The following is a 3,824-nucleotide window of genomic DNA, read 5'->3' on the forward strand; positions in this document are numbered from 1 at the left end:
ACTATATATTGTAATTACTGGGTAGCATCTAAGCCTTTTTTAGATAATTTTATTAAATTTGTAAAGCACTTAGATTCATCAGTTGAAAAAATGCCCGACTTGAAGAAAGCGCAATATTTTTCTAAGACTCAATATAATACAGAAGCAAGTTTTTATCCATTTATTTTCGAAAGATTGATTTGCACATTTCTTTTAATGAACTCCAAGTACTCATCGAAACCTTACATTTACACTTATCCATTCTTAGGATGTCATAAGTTGAGGCCATTAGAAAGCAAGTTTTATTTTTCTCATCGTAGATCCTATTTTGATCAATGGGAAACCAATCCTAATAATACTAATTTAAAAACCCAAGGTTTTAGTATAGTTCAAAATAGGTTGCGACCAAATGTTAAAATTAGTAGCAACAAGAGAGTTAATCGGCTATCAAATTCATTCTTAAAAAAAATATATAACATCACTCAATTTAATATTGAGAAAGAGTTGAAAAACATCGAGAAAAGCCATTAATTATCTTTGGAGGATGTAAATGAAAACTACTTTAGAACGTAAGATAAATATACTAACTTAGTGCGAAAACGTAGGAAATTTATATATTTACTAGCGATTTGTGCCACCTTCTTCGCAATACTTTTTATATATCTAAACAATAGGCAGACAATGAAACTAGTCAAAACATTAAACTTTTCAACTATCGGTGACAACAGAGGATCCTTGATTGCTCTCGAAACTTTGATTGATATACCTTTCAATATAAGGCGTGTCTACTATATTTTTGATACGTTGAGCGGTGTCTCTCGAGGTTTTCATGCTCATCGAGATCTAAAACAAGTATTAATCTGTGTAAAAGGTAGCTGTCGTATTTTATTGGATGATGGCAAACATAAAAAAAACATTATCCTCAATAATCCTCAGACTGGTTTACTCATTGAAGACTTGGTTTGGCGTGAGATGCATGATTTTTCAGAAGACTGTGTATTACTAGTTTTAGCCAGTGAGTATTATGACGAAACAGACTACATTCGTGATTACGATAATTTCTTGAGGTATTTATGAATATTCACCCTACTGCTATAGTTTCTGATAAAGCTATAATTAATACCAATGTCAGAATCGGTGCTTATACAATAATTTATGATAATGTTGAAATAGCTGAAAATACAATCATCGAAGCATTTTGTGAGATAGGTATCGCTAATAACTTTTCAAATGGTGATAAACTATATATAGGTGCAAACTCACATATTAGATCACACAGTATCTTCTATGAAGGATCTGTTTTTTTGGAGTCATTAATTACAGGGCATAGAGTAACAGTTCGTGAAAAAGTACAAGCTGGGAAGAATTTGCAAATAGGCACTCTATCCGACTTACAGGGCCATTGTGAGATAGGTGATTTTGTACGTTTTCACAGTAATGTTCATATCGGTCAAAAAAGTAAAATTGGGAACTTTGTCTGGATTTTTCCTTACGTCGTTTTAACAAACGATCCACACCCTCCTAGTGATACTTTGCTTGGCGTGACTGTTGAAGATTATGCCGTTATTGCCACTATGAGCGTAATCCTTCCAGGAACCATTATTAGTAATGGCTGCCTCATCGGTGCACACTCTTCAGTAAAAGGTATAACAGAAGCAGATACTATCTATGCAGGTTCTCCTGCTAAAAAAATATGCTCAACATCGAAAATACAATTAAATGATGGGAGTGGTAATGCCTATCCATGGCGTAAGCATTTTCATCGTGGTTATCCTGAAGAAATAATTAAATTATGGATTAGCGAATAAATATGAACGTACGGAATTCATTTTCTATACAAAAATTCAAGTTGGTATGATAGCTTCATATACTCAGATGATGGCTAATGTCAATCTGCAAGAATTTTCGAGTATTTCGGGAAACTATAATTCTGTACGTTTTATTGAACAATATGCAAAAAATCTCGTTTCAAAGATATATTCAACCCTCTATAAATTAATTAACTTTCGAAACTGTATGTACGGTTGATACAAAGCGCTTACAACCAGCACTACCGAAATATTTATTTCTTAGGTAAATAATATGACTCCTTTCTTAGATCTCAAAGCTATTAATGCGCAGTATCGTGATGAACTTATTACTGCTTGTACCCGTGTTATTGATTCAGGCTGGTATATTAATGGCAATGAGCTTGAACAGTTCGAACAAGACTTTGCTAGCTATTGTGGCACCAAACATGCTATTGGTGTTGCTAATGGTTTGGATGCTTTAATTCTCACCTTAAGGGCTTGGAAAGAACTGGGTAAGCTTCAGGATGGTGATGAAGTTATCGTTCCATCCAATACTTATATTGCGAGTATTTTAGCCATTAGTGCTAACAATCTAATACCTGTTCTAGTTGAGCCAAACATCACAACTTATAATATTTGCCCTGAGAAAATTCAAGCTGCGATTACAGATAAAACAAAAGTAATATTGCCTGTGCATCTATATGGACGATTGGCTAACATGCCGTCTATTATGGATATTTCTCAACGCCATAACCTACTAGTCTTGGAAGACTCTGCCCAAGCTCACGGCGCAAGTATCAACGGTCAGAAAGCAGGGAGCTGGGGTAATGCTTCAGGGTTCAGTTTCTATCCAGGTAAAAACCTAGGTGCACTAGGTGATGCAGGTACAGTAACAACTAATGATGATGAGCTTGCAAATACATTGCGTGCTCTACGTAACTACGGCTCACATGAAAAATATAAAAATCTTTTTCAAGGGGTAAACAGCCGATTAGACGAGATTCAAGCGGCCATGCTCAGTGTAAAACTACGTCATCTTGATGAAGAAATTATACATCGTCGTAAAATTGCAGCAGCTTATATTGAGGGTATCAATAACTTAGATATAGTATTACCTGAGCCACATAATGACGCTCATGTATGGCATGTATTTGTAATTCGCTGTAAGCAACGAGATGCGCTACAGAATTACTTAGCTGAGAATGGGATTCAGACATTGATACATTACCCAGTACCCCCACACAAACAACAAGCTTATAAAGAGTGGAATAACTTAAGCTACCCTGTTTCGGAAAAAATACATGAAGAAGTACTGAGCTTACCAATTAGTCATGTAATAACCATAGAAGCTGTCCAAAATATAATAAAGCTATGTAATTCTTGGAAAATAAAATAAATTTTTGACTATTGGATTACAATATGAAAACTAATGAAGGATTACTATCTATCTGTTGCCTTGGATATAACCATGCAGATTTTTTACGAGAGAACTTAGACTCTATTAAACGAATAGATTATCCTCATATTGAAGTAATCGTCGTTGATGATGGTTCTAGTGATAATAGCGTTACATTATTAAAGAAAATAAAAAAAGAATTTCCTTTTGAGCTAAAAATCATTACTCAAGAGAATACAGGAAATATCGGAAAAAATCTGAATATCGCTTGTAATTTTGCTAAAGGAGGTTTGATAACATTTATTTCGCTAGACGATATTTTTAATTCCAAGTCTATTCTAGAAGAAATAAAAATAATGAATACTAATCCAAAATTAGCTTTTGTTGCCGCTAAAAAAGTAGTTACTATTAACGATAGTAGTTTCATTAACAATGTATTACCCAAATTACCAATAGATACTACCGAAAAGCCTAGTTTAGAAGAGCTATTAGATTTTGAATATACTAAATTCGGTGCTTTCTATATTCAAGGAGTTATTTTCAGAAAGAAAGTCATTGATAAAATACAATGCTTTGATGAAGATATGACTGGTGATGATATAGTTTTAAGAACAAAGCTATTCAAAGAAATGATCTATAGTGGAATATGGGATTACCAC

At 33.8% G+C, this 3,824-nt stretch carries 4 protein-coding genes and 1 pseudogene; all 5 read left to right on the top strand.

The window, feature by feature from the left end; all coding sequences use genetic code 11:
• Positions 1-510, top strand: a pseudogene (locus QL982_RS14145) (hypothetical protein); the annotation flags it as partial.
• A 150-nt stretch (positions 511-660) separates the two neighbouring features.
• Positions 661-1,056, top strand: coding sequence for an FdtA/QdtA family cupin domain-containing protein (locus QL982_RS14150; RefSeq protein ID WP_290165446.1), 396 nt, complete (start codon positions 661-663; stop codon positions 1,054-1,056).
• A complete protein-coding gene (locus QL982_RS14155) occupies positions 1,053-1,787 on the top strand; it encodes an N-acetyltransferase (protein WP_290165444.1) in 735 nt (244 codons plus the stop codon). Before QL982_RS14150 ends, QL982_RS14155 begins: the two co-directional genes overlap by 4 nt.
• 274 nt (positions 1,788-2,061) lie before the next feature.
• Positions 2,062-3,165, top strand: coding sequence for a DegT/DnrJ/EryC1/StrS family aminotransferase (locus QL982_RS14160; protein ID WP_290165442.1), 1,104 nt, complete (start codon positions 2,062-2,064; stop codon positions 3,163-3,165).
• 23 nt (positions 3,166-3,188) lie between these two features.
• Positions 3,189-3,824 (top strand): glycosyltransferase family 2 protein (locus tag QL982_RS14165; protein WP_290190420.1); only part of this gene is annotated, 636 nt, incomplete at its 3' end.

Source organism: Psychrobacter sp. 5A.1 (genome assembly GCF_030407455.1).
GTDB lineage: Bacteria > Pseudomonadota > Gammaproteobacteria > Pseudomonadales > Moraxellaceae > Psychrobacter.